Origin of the sequence: Allokutzneria sp. A3M-2-11 16, assembly GCF_024213555.1 — a bacterium.
In the GTDB taxonomy this organism is placed as follows: Bacteria; Actinomycetota; Actinomycetes; order Mycobacteriales; family Pseudonocardiaceae; genus Allokutzneria.
Genome location: NZ_JANAVO010000001.1, coordinates 2,498,041 through 2,518,388, shown reverse-complemented (window position 1 = coordinate 2,518,388; position 20,348 = coordinate 2,498,041). Strand labels below are relative to the sequence as shown.

Annotated in this window: 18 protein-coding genes; 4 read left to right on the top strand and 14 right to left on the bottom strand. The window is 69.0% G+C overall.

Going from position 1 to position 20,348, the window contains the following annotated elements:
* The first annotated feature begins 1 nt into the window (after nt 1).
* Nucleotides 2-985, top strand: a complete 984-nt coding sequence (locus NLX83_RS12505; RefSeq protein ID WP_254234995.1) for an ABC transporter substrate-binding protein — start codon at nt 2-4, stop codon at nt 983-985.
* An 86-nt stretch (nt 986-1,071) separates the two neighbouring features.
* Here the strand turns inward: NLX83_RS12505 and NLX83_RS12500 are convergent, their stop codons facing one another.
* The 7 genes from NLX83_RS12500 to NLX83_RS12470 all read right to left on the bottom strand — a co-directional run bounded on the left by NLX83_RS12500 (nt 1,072) and on the right by NLX83_RS12470 (nt 7,895).
* Nucleotides 1,072-2,583 carry a tripartite tricarboxylate transporter permease gene (locus NLX83_RS12500; protein ID WP_374118732.1) on the bottom strand — a complete coding sequence of 504 codons (1,512 nt, stop codon included), beginning with the start codon at nt 2,581-2,583 and terminating at the stop codon, nt 1,072-1,074.
* 3 nt (nt 2,584-2,586) lie between these two features.
* Complete coding sequence (locus tag NLX83_RS12495; protein WP_254234994.1) at nt 2,587-3,072, bottom strand: tripartite tricarboxylate transporter TctB family protein; 486 nt, start codon at nt 3,070-3,072, stop codon at nt 2,587-2,589.
* A gap of 4 nt (nt 3,073-3,076) precedes the next feature.
* On the bottom strand, nt 3,077-4,057 hold the full coding sequence (locus tag NLX83_RS12490; RefSeq protein WP_254234993.1) for a Bug family tripartite tricarboxylate transporter substrate binding protein: 981 nt from the start codon (nt 4,055-4,057) through the stop codon (nt 3,077-3,079).
* A gap of 157 nt (nt 4,058-4,214) precedes the next feature.
* Entirely contained in the window at nt 4,215-5,705 is a 1,491-nt protein-coding gene (locus NLX83_RS12485; protein WP_254234992.1) for a tripartite tricarboxylate transporter permease, read from the bottom strand.
* Entirely contained in the window at nt 5,692-6,195 is a 504-nt protein-coding gene (locus NLX83_RS12480) for a tripartite tricarboxylate transporter TctB family protein (RefSeq protein WP_254234991.1), read from the bottom strand. The genes NLX83_RS12485 and NLX83_RS12480 overlap by 14 nt, the downstream gene beginning before the upstream one ends.
* Nucleotides 6,192-7,061, bottom strand: a complete 870-nt coding sequence (locus NLX83_RS12475; RefSeq protein WP_254234990.1) for a Bug family tripartite tricarboxylate transporter substrate binding protein — start codon at nt 7,059-7,061, stop codon at nt 6,192-6,194. Before NLX83_RS12475 ends, NLX83_RS12480 begins: the two co-directional genes overlap by 4 nt.
* A 198-nt stretch (nt 7,062-7,259) precedes the next feature.
* A complete protein-coding gene (locus tag NLX83_RS12470) occupies nt 7,260-7,895 on the bottom strand; it encodes an LppU/SCO3897 family protein (protein WP_254234989.1) in 636 nt (211 codons plus the stop codon).
* A 161-nt stretch (nt 7,896-8,056) separates the two neighbouring features.
* Between NLX83_RS12470 and NLX83_RS12465 the strand changes: the two genes are divergently transcribed.
* Together NLX83_RS12465 and NLX83_RS12460 are read left to right on the top strand one after the other, a co-directional pair.
* The gene (locus NLX83_RS12465) at nt 8,057-9,718 is read left to right on the top strand and encodes a DNA repair helicase XPB (protein ID WP_254234988.1); all 1,662 of its coding nucleotides are present in this window, start codon (nt 8,057-8,059) and stop codon (nt 9,716-9,718) included.
* 3 nt (nt 9,719-9,721) lie between these two features.
* Entirely contained in the window at nt 9,722-10,675 is a 954-nt protein-coding gene (locus NLX83_RS12460) for an o-succinylbenzoate synthase (RefSeq protein ID WP_254234987.1), read from the top strand.
* Between the two features lie 321 nt (nt 10,676-10,996).
* Here the strand turns inward: NLX83_RS12460 and NLX83_RS12455 are convergent, their stop codons facing one another.
* Complete coding sequence (locus NLX83_RS12455) at nt 10,997-12,145, bottom strand: CapA family protein (RefSeq protein WP_254234986.1); 1,149 nt, start codon at nt 12,143-12,145, stop codon at nt 10,997-10,999.
* A gap of 93 nt (nt 12,146-12,238) precedes the next feature.
* Here NLX83_RS12455 and NLX83_RS12450 point away from each other — a divergent pair, with 93 nt between their 5' ends.
* Nucleotides 12,239-12,463, top strand: coding sequence for a PspC domain-containing protein (locus tag NLX83_RS12450; RefSeq protein WP_254234985.1), 225 nt, complete (start codon nt 12,239-12,241; stop codon nt 12,461-12,463).
* Between the two features lie 115 nt (nt 12,464-12,578).
* Here NLX83_RS12450 and NLX83_RS12445 read toward each other — a convergent pair whose 3' ends face one another.
* From NLX83_RS12445 to groL, 6 genes are all read right to left on the bottom strand, one after another.
* Nucleotides 12,579-14,144 carry a beta-N-acetylhexosaminidase gene (locus NLX83_RS12445; protein ID WP_256563751.1) on the bottom strand — a complete coding sequence of 522 codons (1,566 nt, stop codon included), beginning with the start codon at nt 14,142-14,144 and terminating at the stop codon, nt 12,579-12,581.
* A 5-nt stretch (nt 14,145-14,149) separates the two neighbouring features.
* A complete protein-coding gene (locus NLX83_RS12440; RefSeq protein WP_254234983.1) occupies nt 14,150-14,992 on the bottom strand; it encodes a carbohydrate ABC transporter permease in 843 nt (280 codons plus the stop codon).
* Nucleotides 14,989-15,930, bottom strand: a complete 942-nt coding sequence (locus NLX83_RS12435) for a carbohydrate ABC transporter permease (protein WP_254236193.1) — start codon at nt 15,928-15,930, stop codon at nt 14,989-14,991. The genes NLX83_RS12440 and NLX83_RS12435 overlap by 4 nt, the downstream gene beginning before the upstream one ends.
* A gap of 24 nt (nt 15,931-15,954) precedes the next feature.
* Nucleotides 15,955-17,244, bottom strand: a complete 1,290-nt coding sequence (locus tag NLX83_RS12430; RefSeq protein WP_254234982.1) for an extracellular solute-binding protein — start codon at nt 17,242-17,244, stop codon at nt 15,955-15,957.
* A 145-nt stretch (nt 17,245-17,389) separates the two neighbouring features.
* Complete coding sequence (locus NLX83_RS12425; protein WP_254234981.1) at nt 17,390-18,067, bottom strand: copper homeostasis protein CutC; 678 nt, start codon at nt 18,065-18,067, stop codon at nt 17,390-17,392.
* 589 nt (nt 18,068-18,656) lie between these two features.
* Nucleotides 18,657-20,279, bottom strand: coding sequence for a chaperonin GroEL (gene groL, locus NLX83_RS12420; protein ID WP_254234980.1), 1,623 nt, complete (start codon nt 20,277-20,279; stop codon nt 18,657-18,659).
* Between the last annotated feature and the right edge of the window lie 69 nt (nt 20,280-20,348).

Here is a 20,348-nt window from a genome sequence, read left to right as displayed (position 1 = left end):
CATGACGATCCGAGCCTTCCGGCGCGCGTCCGCGCTGCTGGCCAGCGCGGTCGTGCTGGCCAGCGTCAGCGGCTGCGGGCTGTTCACCAGCACGGAGGAGGCCGCGGCGCCGAAGCCGGAGCGCGGCACGCTGCGCATCGGCGTGCTGCCCAGCGTCGACGTCGCCCCGCTCTACCTGGCCCGCAACGAAAAACTGTTCTCCGCGGCGGGCCTGCAGGTCGAGCTGATCGTGGTCAACGACGACAACTCCGCGGTGCAGCAGCTGGAGAGCCAGACCCTCGACATCGCCTTCGCCAGCCACGTCACCCTGTTGCGCGCCGTGCACTCCGGCAAGGAACTCCAGCTCCAGGGCGAGGCCTACCAGGCGGCGCGCAACACCATGGCGCTGGTCACGCTGGCCGATTCCGACTACGACAACCCCGGCGAGATTCAAAAGCCGAAAATCGCGGTGAACCGAAAGGACGACCTCGGCACGCTGACCACCGAGAGCGTTTTGCAGACCGCAAATGTCAAAAAAGACAACATCAAGTGGTCGCCGATCGCGTTCGCCGACATGGCCGACGCGCTGAGGAACAAGTCGGTGGACGCGGCCTGGATGGTCGAGCCCTGGATCACGAAAGCCCAGCGCTCGATGGGCGCACGGGTGCTGACCGACACCGCCCGCGGCTACACCCTCGACTTCCCGATGTCCGGCTACGCGGCGAGCAAGAAGTTCGCCGACTCCTACCCGAAGACCCTCGCTGCATTCCGCAACGTGCTGGAGAAGGCGCAGGAGCTCGGGACCAACAAGCTCGCCGTGCAGGAGGTGCTGACCGAGTACGCCGAGGTCGACGCGCAGGCCGCGGGCCTCGTCTCGGTGGGCACCTACCCGATGTCGATCAACCCGGTCCGGCTGCAGCGGGTCGCCGACATGATGGAGACCTCGCAGCTGCTGACCAGCCGCCTGGACGTGCAGCAGCTGCTGCCTCCGGCGAGGGTTTCCTAGACCTTTATATAGAAGGAACGTCTTCAGGAGTTCTGGTTGTCCCCTGAGAGGGGCGCCCCAGGGGCATGGGGCGCCCCTCGTGCGCGTCAACCGGCCGCGCGCTGTCCGGGAAGGCGTCGCCGCGCCCGGGTCTTCATGATCAGCGGAACGGTGATCGCGAGCAGCGCCAGCGCGAGCATCGCTTGCGCGAACGGCGTACCGACGAGCGCGGCCGGATCGCCCTGGCTGACCAGCAGCGTCTTGCGCAGGTTGTCCTCGGCGATCGGCCCCAGGATCAGGCCGACGACCGCGGGCACCACCGGCCAGCCGTAGCGGCGCATGGCGTAGCTGAGCATGCCGATGCCGAGCAGGACGAGCAGCCCCTGCCAGGACTGGCTGGACGCGTAGGCGCCGAGCGAGGCGCACACGAGGATGCCCGCGTAGAGATAAGGACGCGGGATCTGCAGGACCTTCACCCAGATCCCGGCCAGCGGCAGGTTCAGCACCAGCAGCATCACGTTGCCGATGCACAGCGAGGCGATCAGCGTCCAGACCAGCTCGGGCTGCATCTCGAAGAGCAGCGGTCCCGGCTGGATGCCGTAGCTGCCGAAGGCCGACAGCATGATCGCCGCGGTCGCCGAGGTGGGCAGGCCGAGCGTGAGCAGCGGCACCAGCACGCCCGCGACCGCGGCGTTGTTGGCCGCCTCCGGACCGGCGACGCCCTCGATGGCGCCCTTGCCGAACTCCTCCGGGTGCTTCGACAGCTTCTTCTCCACCGCGTAGGAGAGGAAGGTCGTCACCACCGGGCCGCCCGCGGGCATCACGCCGAGCGGGAAGCCGATGAACGTGCCGCGCAGCCACGGCTTCCAGGACCGCTTCAGGTCCTCCTTCGGCAGCCACCACGTCCGGTTCACCGGCACCAGCTTCGGTGGCGCGTGCCGCATCCGGGACGCCACGTACAGCGTCTCCCCGACCGCGAACATGCCGACCGCGGCGATCACCACGTCGACCCCGTTGGCCAGCTCGAACAGGCCGAAGGTGAACCGCGGCTGGCCGGAGACCGAGTCCAGCCCGATCAGCCCGAGCGCCAGCCCGACCGTCAGCGACGCCACCCCGCGCAGCGGTGAGGCGCCGAGCATCGCGGAGACGGTGCAGAAGGCCAGCACCACCAGCGCGAAGTAGTCGGCCGAGGTCAGCGTCACCGCCCAGTCCGCCATCACCGGCGCGAGCAGGGCCAGCAGCACGGTGCCGATGGTGCCCGCGACGAACGAGCCGATCGCCGCGGTGGCCAGCGCCTGCGCCCCTCGGCCGAGCTTGGCCATCTTGTTGCCTTCGAGCGCGGTGATGATCGACGCCGACTCACCGGGGGTGTTCAGCAGGATCGACGTGGTCGACCCGCCGTACATGCCGCCGTAGAAGACCCCGGCGAACAGGATGAACGCCGAGGTCGCGGGCACCGAGAAGGTGATCGGCAGCAGCAGCGCGACGGTCATCGCGGGGCCGATCCCCGGCAGGACGCCGACCAGGGTGCCCAGCAGCACGCCGAGCAGCGCGAACATCAGGCTCTGCGGCGTCAGGGCCGAGGCGAAGCCCTGCATGAGGTAGTCGAAGGAGTTCACGCCTCACGTCCACATCTGGAAGGGACCGCCGGGCAGGTAGGCGCCGAGGCCGAAGACGAACACCGCCCACAGGCCGATGGCCAGCGCGAACGAGCTGACCAGGATGACCGGCCAGCGACGGGCGCCGAGCGCGGCCGCGGTGCCCGCGAAGAGCACCGTCGCCGCGAGCGGCCAGCCGATCGGCTCGATCAGCAGCGCGTGCGCCGCGAAGAGCACGATCACCACGAGCATCGCCCGCCAGTCGGTCCGGCGGCTCGGGTCGACGTCCTCACCCTCCTCGGGCGGGGCCGCCCTGCCGCGCAGGACCTGCACGGCGAGCAGGACCGCGATCAGCACCAGCAGGCCGCCGACCAGGTACGGGAACAGCCGCGGCCCGGCCACCGCGGCGCTGGGCGGCACCACGATGGCCGGGGTCCGCACGAGGACGTAGCCGCCCGCGGCCGCGAGCAGAACAGCGAGCAGCAGCTCGCCGCTGAAGTGCTTTGGCACCAAGCTAGTTCACCAGACCGATCTCTCGGAGCACCTTCCTCGCGGCAGCATCCTCGGTCTCGATGTAGCTGGTGAACTCGGGGCCGACCAGGAACGCGTCGTCCCAGTCCTTGGCCTTGAGCGTCTGCTTCCACGCGGGCGAGGAGTGCATCTTGGTCACCGCGTTGACCAGCCGCTGCTTGGCCTGCTCGCTGAGTCCGGGGCGCGCGACCACTCCGCGCCAGTTCAGGTAGGTCAGCCCCATGCCCTGTTCCGTCAGCGTCTTGACCTCGGGGAGCAGCTTGGAGCGATGGGCACCGGACACGGCGATCGCCCGCAGCTTGCCCGCCTTGATGTGCTCGGAGTACTCGGTGATGCCGGAGATGCCCGCCTTGGCCTCGCCGGAGAGCAACCGGGCGACCGACTCGCCACCGCCCGCGTTGGGCAGGTAGGTCAGCTGCGCGGGGTCGATGCCGACGCGGTCGGCGATCAGCCCGGCCAGGATGTGGTCGACGTCGGCGACGTAGCCGCCGGTGATCACGGTGCCCTTGGGGTCACCGCGCCAGTGCGTGAGGAACTGCTCGAGATTGCGGAAGGGGGTGTCGGCGGGCACCACCAGCGCCAGGCTCTCACCGGTGAGGCGGGCGATCGGGGTGGTGTCCTTGAGCGTCTTCTCGGACTTGTTGTTGATGATGCCCGCGACCATCACCTTGCCCATCTGCATGAGCAGTTCGTCGTCCTTTTCGCCGACGAGCTTGTTCAGCCCGGCGACGCCGCCGGGACCCTCCAGATTGAAAACCTGGACGCCGGTCGCGAGTTTTTCTCGCTGCAGCACGTCCTGCAGGGCCTGCGCGGTCTGGTGCCAGCCGCCCCCGGGCTTGGCCGGGACCATGATCCGCAGGCCGTCGATGGAATCGTCCCCCGAGGCGGAGGAGCTGGTGCAGCCCGCGATGAGGCTGGCGGCGAGGAGTAGTGGGGCGACAAGGAACGGGCGGCGTCGTGTCACGGGGCGGCTTCCTTAGCTGGTACGTGATCTTGTGCAGGCGTGAACTTTTCACGGTGAATTGAGAAAGTTCGGCACCGGCTCGCCGCATCCCAGCACAGAGCACCCGATGAGCGCACATCGGGAGTGAATATTCGGCGTATTCAGAAATTAATATTTGTTAATCGCTTCGCGTTCTCCTGCGCAGAATCAGCGGCAGAAAGATCGCCAACAGCGCCAATGTGAACATGATCTTCGAAAACGTGCTCGACAGCAAGGCGCCCGCATCGCCCTGGCTGATCTGCAACGCCTTGCGCAGGTTCTCCTCGGCGACCGGGCCGAGGATCAGCCCCAGCACCGCGGGCGCGATCGGCCAGCCGTAGCGGCGCATGGCGAACCCCAGCGCGCCGATCACCACGAGGACGAGCAGGCCCGCGACGGACTGGCTGGAGGCGAACGCGCCGAGCGAGGCGCACAGCAGGATGCCGCCGTAGAGGTAGGGGCGCGGGATGCGCAGCAGCTTCACCCACACCCCGGCCAGCGGCAGGTTCAGCACCAGCAGCAGCACGTTGCCCAGGTAGAGCGAGGCGATCAGCGCCCAGACCAGCTCCGGCTTGGTGTCGAAGAGCAGCGGCCCCGGCTGGATGCCGTAGCTGGTGAACGCGGCGAGCATGACCGCGGCCGTGGCGGAGGTGGGCAAGCCGAGCGTGAGCAGCGGAACGAGCACCCCGGCCGCCGCGGCGTTGTTGGCGGCTTCGGGCCCGGCGACGCCCTCGATGGCGCCCTTGCCGAACTCGTTGCCCCGCTTGCCCGCCAGCTTCTTCTCCGTCGCGTACGACAGGAAGGTCGTCACGTCGGCACCGCCCGCCGGGACGGCGCCGATCGGGAAGCCGATGAACGTGCCGCGCAGCCACGGCTTCCACGAGCGCTTCAGGTCCGCCTTGGGCAGCCCCCAGGTCCGGCTCACCGGGATGACGTTCACCGGGCCGTGCCGCAGCCGCGAGGCCACGTAGATCGACTCCCCCACCGCGAAGAGGCCGACCGCGGCGATCACCACCGGGATGCCCCGGTTGAGCTCGTCGATGCCCATCGCGAAGCGGGACTGCCCGGTGATCTTGTCGATGCCGATCAGGCCGAGGTAGAGGCCGACCGCGAGCGAGGCCACCCCGCGCAGCGGCGAGTTGCCCAGCATCGCCGCGACGGTGCAGAACGCCAGCGCGGTCAGCGCGAAGTAGTCGGCCGAGGTCAGCGAGGTCGCCCAGGTCGCGACGGGGACCGCGACCAGCGACAGCAGCAGCGTGCCGATGGTGCCCGCCACGAACGAACCGAGCGCGGCGGTCGCGAGCGCCTGTGCGCCGCGGCCCGCCTTGGCCATCTTGTTGCCCTCGAGCGCGGTGACGACCGACGCCGACTCACCCGGCGTGTTCAGCAGGATCGACGTGGTCGACCCGCCGTACATGCCGCCGTAGTAGATCCCGGCGAACATGATCAGCGCGGCGGCGGGCGGCACGGTGAACGTGATCGGCAGCAGCAGGGCGACCGTCATCGCCGGGCCGATCCCCGGCAGCACTCCGACCAGGGTGCCCAGCAGCACGCCGATGAAGGCGAAGAGCAGGTTCTGGGCGCTCAGCGCGCTCGCGAAACCGTCGAGGAGGAGATCAAGCGAGCCCATGCACCAGCCCCTGCAACGGTCCGCCGGGGAGGTAGGCGCCCAGACCGAACACGAAGACGGCCCACAGTCCGACCGCCAGCACGAGCGCGCTCACCGCGATCAACCACCAGGTCCGCGCCCCGAGCACGATCGCGACCCCGGAGAACAGCAGCGCGGCGGCGAGCGGCCAGCCGATCGGCTCGATGAGCACGGCGTGCGCGGCGAACAGCACGATCAGCAGCAGCACGGCCCGCCAGTCGGTGCGGCCGTCCGGGTCGACGTCCTCGCCCTCCTCGGGCGGGGCGGACCGGCCGCGCAGGACCTGCGCGCCCAGCAGCACGGCGACCCCGACGAGCAGCCCGCCGATCAGGTACGGGAACAGCCGCGGCCCGGCGTTCTCCGCCATCGGCGGCACCATGATCGACGGGGTGGTGGCGAGCGTGTAGGCGCCCAGTCCGGCGAGGAGGAGGACCAGCAGCAGCTCTCCGCTCGGCCGGGACCCGGCCCTCACTTCACGGCGCCGATCTCCTTGAGCGCCTTGCGCACCGTGCCGTCCTCCTGCTCGATGAACTTGGCGAACTCGTCACCGGTGAGGAACGAGTCCTCCCAGTCGTTGGTCTTGAGGACCTGCTGCCAGGTCGGGCTGTCCCGCATCTTCTTGATCATGTCGATGTACTGCTGCTTCACGCTGTCCGACAGCCCCGGCCGCGCGACGACACCGCGCCAGTTCAGGTAGCTCAGCGCGATGCCCTGCTCGGTCAGCGTCTTGATCTCCGGGATCAGGTTGGAGCGCTTCTGCCCGGAGACCGCGATGGCGCGCAGCTTGCCGGACTTGATCAGGTCCTTGTACTCGCCGACGCCGGAGATACCGGCCTGGACCTCGCCGGAGAGCAGCTTGGTGATCGACTCACCGCCGCCGCTGTTGGGCACGTAGTTCATCTGCGCGGGGTCGATGCCGACGCGGTCGGCGATCAGCCCGGCCAGGATCTGGTCGGCCCCACCCGCGGAACCACCGGTGATCACCATCTTCTTCGGGTCGCGGCGCCACTCGGAGAGGAACTGCTCCAGGTTGCGGTAATCCGTGGTGGCCGGGACCACGAGCACCAGGCTCTCGCCGAGCAGCCGCGCGATCGGGGTGCTGTCCTTCAGCGTCCGCTGCGCGTTCGCGTTGATGATGCCGCCGACCATGACCTGGCCCATCACCATGAGGACCTTGTCGTCCTTCTCCCCAGCCAACTGGTTGAGGCCGTTGACACCGCCGGCGCCCTCGACGTTGTAGACCTGCACCGGAGACGTGGCGAGCCGGTCGCGCTGCAGCACGTCCTGGAGGCTCTGCGCGGTCTGGTGCCAACCGCCACCCGGTTTCGCGGGGGCCATGATGCGCAGTCCCGTGATGGGAGCGCTGGAGGAGCTGCCGCTTGCACCAGCGGTGCATCCAGCGACCAGTACTGCGGCTGTGGCGAGGGCACCGACGAGCAGGGCACGACGTGACATGGCTTCGGATCTCAGCACACTGTGATGGCCACCACCAGGGCTCACCGACGATTGGGGTAGTTCGGAGCAGAGCCCGGAGGGCTACGCGGCGGCGTCCGGCTTGCCGAGGCAGTACGTGACGGCGGGTTCGCTGTAGGTCCACGCCGCGTCCGGGTTGCCGCACAGCTTCCCGTCGGACAGGCCGTCGTGGGCCTTCACGATGCGGATCGCGCCCTCCTGTGAGCACGGCGCTCTGACCAGGTCCGTGTCCTGCCCGGAGCCGGTGACCACGAAGCAGTCGCCTTCCCGCGCGTTCGCCATCAGGCAGAGCTTGAGACCACCGGCTCGGCGGGTGCGCTCCCAGTACTCGATGTAGTCGCCGTGCGGGCAGGCCCCGTCGCTGTCGTCGAGCTTCTTGGCCACCTTGTACGTGGCGCGCACGTCTTCGCAGGTCACGATGGACACGGTCGGATCGGCGCCGCCCCCGGCCAGCGCGACGCACTCGCCAGCCTCGACCTTCTGCGCGTCCCCCCGGAACAGGAAGTAGCCTGCGAGGACGAGCGCGACCACCACGAGCGGGACGGTGAACCGCGCCTGGTTCTTCTTCCGCTTGTGCTGCTGCGGGATGAAGTGCGACTTCCCCTCGTCCTCCGGGCGCGGCGGGGCGAACGCGGGCCGCCCGTGCTGGGCATAGCCCAGGCGCCCCTGGTGATCGGGCTGGTGCGGTGGGGTTGTCACCGTCAGTCCTCTTTCGTCCCCGTGGCGTCTGTGACAGCGGGTGAACAATGTAGCCCTGTCGGGTGACCAGGGGCAGGGAGGAATACGGCGCGCGTGTCGCGGCTTGCTTCTACGGTGCAACACTTGGGGTACGGAGTGCGAACGCGAGGAGTGCACGAACTGTGACCGACGGACCACTCATCGTCCAGTCCGACAAGACCCTGTTGCTCGAGGTCGACCACCCGGCCGCGGGGGACGCGCGCATCGCCATCGCGCCGTTCGCGGAGCTGGAGCGCGCGCCGGAGCACGTGCACACCTACCGCGTCACACCGCTGGCGCTGTGGAACGCGCGCGCCGCGGGGCACGACGCCGAGCAGGTCGTCGACGCGCTGGTCCGCTACTCCAGGTACTCCGTCCCGCAACCGCTGCTGGTCGACATCGTCGACACGATGGGGCGGTTCGGGCGGCTGCAGCTGACGAACCACCCCGCGCACGGGCTGACGATGCACTCGCTGGACCGCGCGGTGCTCGAAGAGGTGCTGCGCCACAAGAAGATCGCACCCATGCTCGGCGCGCGGATCGACGACGACACGGTGGTCGTGCACCCGAGCGAACGCGGGCGGCTCAAGCAGATGCTGCTCAAGATCGGCTGGCCCGCCGAGGACCTCGCGGGCTACGTGGACGGCGAGGCGCACCCGATCTCCTTGGAGGAGAAGGGATGGGCGCTGCGCGACTACCAGCGGATGGCGGCGCAGGCGTTCTGGGCGGGCGGCTCCGGGGTGATCGTGCTGCCCTGCGGCGCGGGCAAGACGATGGTCGGCGCGGCCGCGATGGCCGAGGCGCAGGCGACCACGCTGATCCTGGTCACCAACACCGTCGCGGGCAGGCAGTGGAAGCGCGAGCTGATCGCGCGGACCTCGCTGACCGAGGAGGAGATCGGCGAGTACTCCGGTGAGCGCAAGGAGATCCGCCCGGTCACCATCGCGACCTACCAGGTGATCACCCGCAAGACCAAGGGCGAGTACCGGCACCTCGAGCTCTTCGACTCCCGCGACTGGGGCCTGGTGGTCTACGACGAGGTGCACCTGCTGCCCGCCCCGGTCTTCCGGATGACCGCCGACCTCCAGTCGAGGCGGCGGCTCGGGCTGACCGCGACCCTGGTCCGCGAGGACGGCCGCGAGGGCGACGTGTTCTCGCTGATCGGCCCGAAGCGCTACGACGCGCCGTGGAAGGACATCGAGGCGCAGGGGTGGATCGCGCCCGCCGACTGCGTCGAGGTGCGGGTCACCCTGACGGAGAACGAGCGGCTGGAGTACGCGACCGCCGAGGCCGAGGACCGGTACAAGCTCTGCTCCACCGCGCGGACGAAACTGCCTGTGGTGCAAGCGATCCTCGATCGTCACCCGGGCGAACCGACGCTGGTGATCGGCGCGTACCTCGACCAGCTGGAGACGCTCGGGGAGGCGTTGAACGCGCCGATCATCCAGGGCTCCACGAAGAACAAGGAGCGCGAGCAGCTCTTCGACGCTTTCCGGCGCGGGGAGATCAGCACGCTGGTCGTGTCCAAGGTCGCGAACTTCTCCATCGACCTGCCGGAGGCGTCGATCGCCGTGCAGGTCTCCGGCACGTTCGGCTCCCGCCAGGAGGAAGCGCAGCGGCTCGGAAGGTTGTTGCGCCCCAAGGGAGACGGCCGCCAGGCGCACTTCTACTCGGTGGTCTCGCGGGACACGCTGGACACCGAGTACGCGGCGCACCGGCAGCGGTTCCTCGCCGAGCAGGGCTACGCCTACCGGATCGTGGACGCCGACGACCTGCTCGGCCCCGCGCTGCCCGAAATCGGCTGAGGCATGTCGTTCTCGGTGGTCGGCGTTTACGCGCTGCCGCTGCGGAACCGCTTCCGCGGCATCACTGTTCGGCACGGAGTGTTGTTGGAGGGCGCGTCGGGTTTCGGGGAGTTCTGCGCGTTCGAGGACTACTCCGATTCGGAATCCGTTCCCTGGCTCGCAGCGGCTCTTGAGGCGTGCTCGGGCTCGTGGCCTGACCCCGTACGATCGCGGATTCCGGTCAACTGCACCGTTCCCGCGGTGTCCGCCGCGCGTGCTTTCGAGATCGCGGCGGCTTCCGGTTGCTCGACCGCCAAGGTGAAGGTCGCCGAGCCCGGTCAGTCCATTGTGGACGATTGTGAGCGGGTTTCCGCTGTGCGATCCGCTCTCGGCCCGTCGGGTGCGATCCGCGTCGACGCCAACGCGGTGTGGTCGGTCGACGACGCGGTGACCGCGATCCGCGCGTTGGACCGCGCCGCGGGCGGGCTGGAGTACGTGGAGCAGCCGTGTCCGTCCCTGCCGGAGTTGGCCGCGGTGCGGAAGCGCGTGGACGTCCGGATCGCAGCAGACGAGTCGATCAGGCGCGCTTCGGACCCCATGAAGGTCGCGGTCGCGGGTGCCGCCGATGTCGCGGTGCTGAAGGCGACTCCGCTCGGCGGTGCTCGCCGCGCGCTTGAGGTCGCCGAGGCGTGCGGGTTGCCCTGCGTGGTGTCCTCCGCGTTGGAGTCCAGCGTCGGCCTGGCCGTTCAGCTCGCTTTGGCCGCCGCGCTCCCTTCGCTGGATTTCGCTTGCGGGCTAGGGACGATCTCCCTGTTCACCGCAGACGTCACCGAGGATTCCCTTCGCCCGGCGGCTGGTTTTCTGCCGGTCCCGCCGCGCCCCGCCGAACCAACGCTGCTGGACGGGGTGCGCGCCGATCCGGAGACCGAGCGCCGCTGGCTCGCACGTTTGGACCGCGTCGCCGCATTGCTGGGCTGATCTGGCTCCCGTCGTTCACCGGCAACCACGAGAAACCGAGCGACAGCTGGGCCGCAGGGAGTCCTGGACGGGGCGGATACCTATGGGTGGGTATGCCCCCTCCCCTACTTTCCATTGTCCCATACGGATCTGACAGTGATGCGGACGAAGCGACCAGGTGCGGCTGAGTTGTCCACATCGGCTGAGTTGTCCACAGATCGCCGGGAGCGGCTTGTCCGGACGCTGCCTCCCGGTCAGGCTGGAAGCACCAACGAGACCGGGAGGTGGTCGGCATTGCCTTGCCCCACAACCGAATAGCGAGATCGCGAGAGCGGATCTTGGTCAGCTTCCTGGGCGGGTCAGGGTCTCCTTGTTCGCGCCAAGGCTCCGGACGACGCGTTCGGTGCGGGTGACGGCTTCCTTGTTCCGCGTCGACGCGGGCGCCGTGGTGAGGTCCAGCAAACGGATCGGCGGACCGAGCTCGACCAGCGTAGGCAGGAACTCGGCGGTCCCGACCTTCCACTTCGTTCCCTCGCGGACGAAGGTGAACCGGGCGATGGCACCCTCTTCGCTCACGCCACGCGGTTCCGCGTGCTTGGCGATGTGGTTGCCGAGGCCGTAGGCCACCCACTTGTCACCGATCTTCTCGAACGGCTGCACGACGTGCGCGTGGTGCCCGATGATCAGATCCACGGCCGGATCACCGAGGATCTTGCGGGCGAGCTGCTTCTGCTCCGACGTCGGCTCGTGCTTGAACTCCGTGCCCCAGTGCAGGCTGGCGAGAACGACCTCGGCACCCGCGGCCTTCGCGGCGCGGGCGGCGGTGAGCACCGCGGTGGCGTCGAGCTTGTTGGACAGCCACGGCTTGTCCGCGGGCACCGGGATGCCGTTGAACCCGAAGGTGAACGACACGTGGCCGACCTTCACGCCGTGCACGTCGAGCACCCTGGGTTTGGCCGCCTCCGCAGCGGAGCGGGCCGAGCCGGTGTGCGCGATACCGGCCGAGTCCAACGCGTCGAGGGTGCGGGCCACGCCTGCCGCGCCCTGGTCGATGGTGTGGTTGGAGGCCGTCGAGCAGGCGTCGTAGCCGGTGTCGGCGAGGCCCTTGGTGACCTCGGGTGGCGCGCTGAAGTTGGGATAGCCCTTGAACGGACCGCCCGCCGAGGCTATCGGCACTTCCAGGTGGCAGATCGCCAGGTCCGCGTCGGAGATCGCCCGCTTCACGCCCGCCAGCAGGGGGCCGTAGTCACGGCGTCCCTTGCCGTCCTCGGTCGCCTGGGTGGTCAGCTCGGGATGGATGAGCACGTCCCCCGTCGCGGCCACGATGAACGAGGCGTCCGGGCGCGATGACGACGGCGTTCCGGCCCCGGAACTGGCCGGGGCGGACGAAGGTGCTGGCGGCGGGGTCGTCTCCGGCGAACACGCCGCGAGCACGACCACGCACAGCGCGGCCGCGGCGATGCGGGGCGTCCGGCTCCCCCTGGATGTCATGGGCATTGTCTACAGGACGCTCAGGGGTCGCTCCGGGTTGGTTTCCGGGGGCACCCCGATGTCCGCGGCCCGTGTTCCGGCGACAGTGGAGTCATGTTCGACACCGACACCACCAACCAGTCCGGGAGCTCGGTCCGCCGGTTCCGCCGCAGCCGTACCGACCGGATGGTCGCGGGTGTGTGCGGCGGCGTCGCCAGGGTCCTCAACGTGGATGCCGCGCTCCTGCGCATCCTGCTCGTCGCGGCGACCCTGCTCGGCTTCGGCACGGGCGCGGTGCTCTACCTCGTCTGCTGGATCCTCATGCCCGAGGACGCCTGAACACGTCACGAACTCGACGCCGGGACCGCGGACGCCTGTTAGCGCCTGCGCTCCGCGGTCTCGGCGTTGAGCCGGGGGTGGCAGCCCCCGGCACCCTCGCCGGAGGGTCCCGCACCTACCTCGGCAGTCCCGGCACGCCCGGGCGGGTCTGCCACGGGTGCGGGCCCGCCAGCGGCCGGTACTCCACGCCCAGCGCGTCCAGCCTGGGCAGGTGGTGTTCGGTGAGCCTGCGCAGGAACGCCTCGGGGTCGCGTTCCGCCGGGCTCCAGACCACCTCCGCGAACGCCGACAGGCGCGGGAAGGCGGCGTAGTCCAACCGCCTCGGCGTGTCCAGGTGCTCGGTCCACAGCTGTGCCTGTGCACCGAGGACCCGGGTCGCCGCGTCCGCGCCCAGGCCCGCGGGGACCGGCTCATAGGCGTAGACGTCGGCGAGGGTCCGCAGATAGCCGACCGGGATCGGCTCATCGGGATGATCGGCCTGCCGGTGATCCAGGTAGACGTGCTGCTCGGGGCACATGACGACCTGGTGACCCGCGCGGGCCGCGTCCACCCCGGCCTGTTCGCCGCGCCAGGACGCCACGATCGCGCCCGGAGGCAGGTCGCCGACCTCGGCGATCTCGTCCCAGCCGATGATCCGCCTGCCGCGGTCGGCCAGGTGCACGGCCATCTGCCTGATGAACCAGCCGTGCAGCTGCGCCTCGGTCGTCAGGCCCTGCTCGGCCATGCGCGCCTGCGCCTGCGGGCTCTCCCGCCACTGGCTGAGGGGCACCTCGTCGCCGCCGACGCAGATGATCTCCGAGGGGAAGACCTCGACCACCTCGTCGAACACGGCGCGGAAGAACTTCACGGATTCGTCGGACACGTTGACCACGTTGGGGTTGATGCCCCAGCCGGTCCACACGCCCAGCTGCGCGTCGGTGTTGCCGAGCTCCGGGTACGCGGCGATGGCCGCCTGCGTGTGCCCCGGAACGTCGATCTCCGGCACGACGGTGATCCCTCGCGCACCCGCGTAGGCGACGATCTCGCGCAGGTCGTCCTTCGTGTAGTAACCGCCGTGCGGACGGTCGTCGAGCGCGCCGACGCTGCCGTGGCCGACCGTGGACCGCTCGCGCCAGGCGCCGACGGAGGTGAGCTTGGGGTAGCGCTCGATCTCCATGCGCCAGCCCTGGTCGTCGGTCAGGTGCAGGTGCAGCACGTTGAGCTTGTGCGCCGCCATCAGGTCGAGGAACCGGAACAAGTCCGAGCGCGGCAGGAAGTGCCTGGCCACGTCGAGAAGGCAGCCACGCCAGCCGAAGCGCGGGCGGTCGAGCACGGTGCCACAGGGCAGCTGCCACAGTCCACTGTGGACAGGAGAGCGGCGGAAGGCGGCTGGGCCGAGGAGTTGGCGCAGGCTCTGCGCCGCGTAGAGCGCCCCGGTCTCGTCACCGGCGAAGGCCCGGACCGCTGTCGGCGTGATCTCCAGGCGGTAGCCCTCGGCAGGAAGCGACGCGTCCAGGGCGAACGCGATCAGCGCGGAGCCGGATTCGGTCAGCGGAAAGCCCGTGGCCGCGCGGAGTTCGGTGCGAAGCCACTCCACCGCGGGCAGCGAGCCGACCAGGGCCGTCGCCCGGCCGAGCGGGAAAACCCCGTCGGTGGCGGCGACCTCGGCCGGACGCGGCAGCAGGACGTCGAACGGCGACAACACGCTCACCCCTTCACGGCCCCGGCGAGGCCGGAGACCAGTCGTCGTTGCACGAACACGAAGAAGATCAGCACCGGGATCGTCATCAGGGTGGAACCCGCCATGATCGCGCCCCAATCGTTCTGGTCGGGTTTGAAGAACGCCAGGATGCCCAGTGGCAGGGTCTGCTGCTCCGAAGCCGAGATGATGAAGGTCTTGGCGAAGAGGAAGTCGTTCCACGCGTGGATGAACGACAGCACGCTCGTCGCGACCAGACCCGGCGCCACCAAGGGGAACAGCACCTGCCAGGTGAACCGGAACCGGCTGGCACCGTCGAGGGTGGCCGCCTCCTCCAGTTCCACCGGCACCGCCGCGACGAACCCCCGCAGCATCCAGATCGCGAACGGCAGGCCGAACGCCAGGTGCACCAGCACCAGCGAGCCGAGGTGGTTCAGCCCGAACACCGGCGCGACGTCCCCAACCGACCGCATGACGAAGAACAGCGGGATGGTCAACGCCTCGACTGGGGCCATCTGCGCGACCAGCAGCATCACCAGCAACACCGTGCGGCCCCGGAAGCGGAACCTGGTCAACGCGATCGCGGCCAGGAAGGCGCACAGCAGCGCGAAGAACACCACGATCAGCGCTACCACGACGCTGTTGAGGAAGTACCGCCCGAAGTTCTGCACGTCGAGCACCCGGCGGAAGCTGTCCAGGGTCGGGGCGAGCGTCCACGGTCGGGGAGAGGTGGAGAGCACCTCGCCCTCCGGCTTGAGCGCCGTCAGCACCATCCAGTACAGCGGGAAGGCGACCACGGCGGCGATCAGCACTGTGACGATCTCGGCGACCGTCCTGTGTGGACGTTTCACAGCGGCTCCCCCGACCTGCGCAGCGCCCGCAGGTACACCGCGGTCACCGCGAGCAGCAGCAACGTCATCACGACTCCGATCGCTGAGCCCATGCCGTACTCGGACGCGGCGAACGCCTTCTGGTACGCGTAGACGTTGAGCACCAGGTTGTTGCCCGCGACGCCGCCCCCGCCGGTCATCACGTAGATCTGGGTGAAGATCTTGAAGTCCCAGATGATCGACTGGATCGTCACGATCACCAACAGCGGGCGCAGCAGCGGCAGGATCACCGTCCGCAGCGTGCGCACGGTCGAAGCTCCGTCCAGCGCGGCAGCTTCCAGGATCTCCTTCGGGATCGCGATGATGCCCGCGTACAGCGTGACCATCACGAACGGGAACGAGCACCAGATCACCTGTGCCGCAACGAGTCCGAACGCGACGAACTTGTCGTAGGTCCACGAGTAGTCGGCCATGCCGTCGAAGCCGAGGCCGACCAATACCTCGTTGACCAGACCGAAATCGGTGTCGAAGAGGAACATCCAGACCGTCGATCCCGCGACCGCCGGGGTCGCCCACGCACCGAGCGCGGCGAGGAACAGGATCATCCTCGGCACCGCGCGCACCCGCGACGCGAGCATCGCCAGCGCTCCCCCGACGAACAGCGTGCCGATCACGCAGACCGCCGCGAACCCCACGGTCTGCGTGAGCACGGTCCAGAACTGGGGGTCACCGAAGAGCTTCTGGTAGTTGCCGAGGCCGAGGAACTCCAACGGCGCCCCGCCGCTGGCCTGCTCCTGGCCGTAGTCGTAGAGCGAGATCAGCACCAGCTGGTAGAGCGGGTAGCCGAGCAGGCCGACCAGGATCAGCAGGGTGGGCGCGAGGTACCTGGCCGCCGCCCAGCCGTCGCCGCGTCGCTTTCCTTGCCGGGCAGGCACTTCGCGCACCGGCTCGGCCACCATGACCTGTTGTGTCACCGGAGCCGCCTAGGAGGTGAACGCCGAGTTCATCAGCTGCGCCGCAGCCGAGCTGGCCTGGTCGACCGACTGCGCGCCGGTGATCACCTGCTGGATCATGTTGGGCAGCACCGCCTGCGCGTCGATCTTCGCCCAGGCCGGGGTCGCGGGAACGAACCTGGTTCCGGCCTCCGAGGTGGTGATGAACGGCTTCACGAACGGGTCGTTGGCGCCGAGCGTGCGCTGGAGGTCGGAGAAGGTCGGCAGGTTGCCCATGGCCCGGTACAGCTTCTCCTGGTACTGCTTGCCGCCCAGCAGCTGCATGAACTCCTTGGCCAGGGTGCGCCGCGGCGTGGACTTGAGCACGCCGAGCAGGTTGCCACCGGCGAACGCGGGAGCGACGGAGCCCTCGGCGTTGCCGGGCAACGGGATCACCGCGTACTTGCCCTTCGCGGCACCGGCTTCCACGGCCTGGCGGTTGAAGTTCCCGCCGATGGTCATCGCGGCCTTGCCGGAGACGAACTGCTGCACGCTGGCGTCACCGCCGTTCTGCGCGCACTGCGCGGGCGGGCAGATGTCGTCCTTGAGCAGCTCGGTGTAGCGGGTGATCCCGGCCCTGCTCTGCGGACTGTCCACAGTGGAGGACCACTTTCCGTTGTCCTGTTTGGCGATGTCCCCGCCGGCAGCCCAGACGAACGGTAGCATCGCGTAGGTGTACTTGCCGCCGACCGAAATGCCGTACAGGTCCGGCTTCGCCTGCCTGATCCTGCGTGCGAGCGGAGCGATCTCCTCGATGGTCTTCGGCGGCTGCACGCCCAGCTCGGCGAACACGTCGGTGCGGTAGTACAGGGCGCGCAGGCCGACGAACCACGGCACGCCGTAGACCTTGCCGTTCACCTTGCCGGTCTCCAGCACCGAGGAGTTGAGGTCCTTGCCCTCCGGCCAGGCGGCGACATCGGCGGTCAGATCGGTGAAGCCACCCGAGGCCACGTACCCCGCGAGATCGGTGTTGCCGAACTCCGCGACGTCCGGCGCGCTCTTCGCGTCGCTGAACGCGGCCTTGAAGCGCTCGGCCCGCGAGGCGATCTGGATGTACTGGACGTCGACCTTGACCCCGGAATTGCGCGTCTCGAACTCCTTGACCGCTTCGGCGACCACGGCCTCCTTGGGCGCGCGGTTGACCTCGTCGAACAGCCAGACGCGCAGCGTGCCGGACTTCTCGTCGGTGCCGCTGGACTGCGAGGTCGACTGCACCGGAGCACAGCCCGAGAGCGCGAGGGCGCCGACCGCGCCGATCACCAGTAGCCGCCTCAGCCTCATCTTCCGACCTCCGTTGCATATGGTGCAACCACTGTTTCAAAATGGGCAACGAGTCGGATGCTAAGTGGTCTGAACCACGGCGACAAGAGACGGCGAGGGGCACCTTCCCCGCGGGAAGGCGCCCCTCGTCAAGCGAAAGCGCTGGTCAGGCCGTCGTACGCGCCCCATCGTGACACAACTGCGCCCATTCGCGAACTAGGTTCACATCCACCGCGCCGGCCCAGCCATCCGGCCGGACAGCGCTGCCGACGTGGAACGCGCGCACCCCGGCGGCACCGAGCGGGACGACGTGCTCCCGCTTCAGCCCGCCGCCGACGAGCAACCGCAGCGGCTCCTGGCGGAGCGCGAGCTCGCGCAGCAGCGGCATTCCCCGGTCGACCCCCTCCGGGGAGCCCGACGCGAGCACGGTGTCCGCGCCCAGGTTCTCCACCTCCGCCCACGAGAGCAGCGGATCGGCGGAGTTGTCCAACGCGCGGTGGAAGGTCCAGCGACAGCCGTCCAACTCGACGAGCAGATCGCGGCAGGCGTCGAGGTCGATGTTGCGGTCCTGGCGGAGGAAGCCGAGCACGAACTCGGTGGCCCCGGCCGCACGCAGCTCGGCGGCGCTCTTGCGCAGCGCCGCGAGATCGGCCGGGCGGTAGCCGCCCTGGTCGCGGAGCATGACGCGGACCGGCAGCGAGGTCGCGGCGAGCACCGCCCTGGTCACCTCGACGGAGGGGGTGAGCCCGCCCGCCGCCATCTCGGAGACGAGTTCGAGCCGGTCTGCGCCACCGGCCTGGGCGGCCTCGGCGTCCGTCGGGTCCAGCGCGATGACTTCCAGCATGCGGTCACCCTAGTGGTCTAGACCTTTGTCGCGGCAGGGCCACTCGACGCATTCCACTGGACGGGGTCGGGCACCGGCTGATGGGACAACTGGGCACTCGCCGGTGAGGCGGAGCACGGCGGGCGGCGGGCGGCGGGCGGCGGCAGACCGATTGGCACGCCTGGAGTTCAACACGGTTGGCGACAGTCCCGGCGGGGGTTGGCAGGACTTGAAGACCGGCGCACTCCGACCGCGACGGCGTGACGGGCAGACCACACGAAGCACACCACCGGGGCCGACACCACGGCGAGCGATGAGGCGTCCGGATGGGCCGGTGGGTTTGGTGCGGTTGGCGATGGCTTCAGCGGAGGTTGGGGGGACTTGAAGACCGGCGAACCCCGCGCTGGGTCGGGCAGTTGGAGCGGGGCGGTTGGAGCGGGCAGTTGGACAGGGCGGATGGGGCGCCGGGGTGGGTTGGGTGCGGTTAACGACGGTCTCAGCGGGGGTCGGAGGGACTTGAAGACCGGCGAACTACGGCTGGGATGGCGGAAGGGGCCCGGTCCTGGTGGACCGGGCCCCTTCTCGGGTACCGCGTGGTGCTGGGGGTGGATCAGAAGTCCATGCCACCGGCGTCCGGAGCGGCCGGGGCAGCGCCCGCCTTCTCCGGCTTCTCGGCGACGACGGCCTCGGTGGTCAGGAACAGACCAGCGATGGACGCGGCGTTCTGCAGCGCGGAGCGGGTGACCTTGGCCGGGTCGATGATGCCCGCCTTGACCAGGTCCTTGTACTCGTTGGTCGAGGCGTCCAGGCCTTCGCCGGACTTGAGGCCCTTGACCTTCTCCACGACAACGCCGCCCTCGAGGCCGGCGTTGACCGCGATCTGCTTCAGCGGGGCCTCGACCGCGACCTTGACGATGTTGGCACCGGTGGCCTCGTCGCCGGTCAGGTTCAGGCTGCCGAACGCCTCGGTCGCGGCCTGGAGCAGACCGACGCCACCACCGGCGACGATGCCCTCCTCGACGGCGGCCTTGGCGTTGCGCACCGCGTCCTCGATGCGGTGCTTGCGCTCCTTGAGCTCGACCTCGGTGGCCGCGCCCGCCTTGATCACGGCGACGCCACCGGCCAGCTTGGCCAGGCGCTCCTGCAGCTTCTCGCGGTCGTAGTCGGAGTCCGACTTCTCGATCTCCGCGCGAATCTGGTTGACCCGGCCCTGAATGGCCTCGGCGTCGCCGGAGCCCTCCACGATCGTGGTCTCGTCCTTGGTGATGACGACCTTGCGGGCGGAACCGAGCAGGGAGATGTCGGCGCTGTCCAGTTTGAGGCCGACGTCCTCGGAGATGACCTGACCACCGGTCAGGATCGCCATGTCCTGCAGCATCGCCTTGCGGCGGTCGCCGAAGCCCGGGGCCTTGACGGCGACGGACTTGAAGGTGCCGCGGATCTTGTTGACCACCAGGGTCGCCAGGGCCTCGCCCTCGACGTCCTCGGAGATGATCACCAGCGGCTTGCCGGTCTGCATGACCTTCTCCAGCAGCGGGAGCAGGTCCTTGACCGAAGAGATCTTGGAGCCGTACAGCAGGATGTACGGGTCCTCGAGAACGGCCTCCATGCGCTCGGAGTCGGTCACGAAGTAGCCCGAGGTGTAGCCCTTGTCGAAGCGCATGCCCTCGGTGAGCTCCAGCTCAAGACCCAGGGTGTTGCTCTCCTCGACCGTGATGACACCTTCCTTGCCGACCTTGTCCATCGCCTCAGCGATCAACTCACCGATCGTGGAGTCAGCAGCGGAAATCGAGGCCGTGGCAGCGATCTGCTCCTTGGTCTCGACCTCCTTGGCGTTCTTCAGCAACTGCTCGGCAACCGCCTCAGTCGCCTTCTCAATACCCCGCTTCAACGCGATCGGGTTCGCACCCGCCGCGACGTTACGCAGACCCTCACGCACCAGCGCCTGCGCCAGCACCGTCGCGGTCGTGGTGCCATCACCCGCGACATCGTCGGTCTTCTTGGCAACTTCCTTGACGAGCTCAGCCCCGATCTTCTCCCACGGGTCCTCAAGCTCGATTTCCTTGGCGATGGAGACGCCATCGTTCGTGATCGTGGGAGCGCCCCACTTCTTCTCAAGAACGACGTTGCGACCCTTGGGCCCGAGCGTCACCTTGACGGCGTCGGCGAGGGTGTTCATGCCCCGCTCGAGACCGCGACGGGCTTCCTCGTCAAACGCGATCATCTTGGCCATTGCGGCGTAGTCCTCCGGTGCATGGATGACACGATGCTCGGCCAGGCTCGGTGCCCGCGACGGACGCCC

Excerpts from the sequence above, each read along its gene's own strand:
- NLX83_RS12505 (WP_254234995.1), top strand. The coding sequence starts at position 2 with ATGACGATCCGAGCCTTCCGGCGCGCGTCCGCGCTGCTGGCCAGCGCG.
- NLX83_RS12485 (WP_254234992.1), bottom strand. The coding sequence starts at position 5,705 with ATGGGCTCGCTTGATCTCCTCCTCGACGGTTTCGCGAGCGCGCTGAGC.
- NLX83_RS12475 (WP_254234990.1), bottom strand. The coding sequence starts at position 7,061 with ATGGCCCCCGCGAAACCGGGTGGCGGTTGGCACCAGACCGCGCAGAGC.
- NLX83_RS12460 (WP_254234987.1), top strand. The coding sequence starts at position 9,722 with ATGTCGTTCTCGGTGGTCGGCGTTTACGCGCTGCCGCTGCGGAACCGC.
- NLX83_RS12455 (WP_254234986.1), bottom strand. The coding sequence starts at position 12,145 with ATGACATCCAGGGGGAGCCGGACGCCCCGCATCGCCGCGGCCGCGCTG.
- NLX83_RS12450 (WP_254234985.1), top strand. The coding sequence starts at position 12,239 with ATGTTCGACACCGACACCACCAACCAGTCCGGGAGCTCGGTCCGCCGG.
- NLX83_RS12435 (WP_254236193.1), bottom strand. The coding sequence starts at position 15,930 with ATGGTGGCCGAGCCGGTGCGCGAAGTGCCTGCCCGGCAAGGAAAGCGA.
- NLX83_RS12430 (WP_254234982.1), bottom strand. The coding sequence starts at position 17,244 with ATGAGGCTGAGGCGGCTACTGGTGATCGGCGCGGTCGGCGCCCTCGCG.
- NLX83_RS12425 (WP_254234981.1), bottom strand. The coding sequence starts at position 18,067 with ATGCTGGAAGTCATCGCGCTGGACCCGACGGACGCCGAGGCCGCCCAG.
- groL (WP_254234980.1), bottom strand. The coding sequence starts at position 20,279 with ATGGCCAAGATGATCGCGTTTGACGAGGAAGCCCGTCGCGGTCTCGAG.